This is a genomic window from Erwinia sp. PME.40.26/001 (genome assembly GCF_055556675.1).
Genome location: NZ_JBVHNP010000093.1, coordinates 1 through 283, shown reverse-complemented (window position 1 = coordinate 283; position 283 = coordinate 1). Strand labels below are relative to the sequence as shown.

The following is a 283-nucleotide window of genomic DNA, read 5'->3' as shown; positions in this document are numbered from 1 at the left end:
CAGCAGAAGATCGAGCGGGCCTTCGAAGTTTTCGAGAAACACCTCGAGCGCATCCGGCGGGATGTAGAGATCATCCGGCAGCTGCGTCAGCGGCTGGCCGTTGATGATCGGCGCGCGCGCGGAATGCTCGGCCTGAGCTTCAAGCTCGGTCATCGCGCGCCCGTTTCCGGTTGTTGGTTTCCCGTTTCAAGAGAAGCGGGCACGGCGGCTCCGACGCTTCTCCGGAAACGAACCACTGGAAACTGGAAACTGCTGTCAACCACCCGGAATCAGCCCCAGCACA

1 pseudogene is annotated in these 283 nt (G+C 61.5%); it reads right to left on the bottom strand.

Annotated features, from left to right (window positions below):
* Nucleotides 1-153: pseudogene (locus tag ACZ3HG_RS23370) on the bottom strand (segregation/condensation protein A); the annotation flags it as partial.
* Between the last annotated feature and the right edge of the window lie 130 nt (nt 154-283).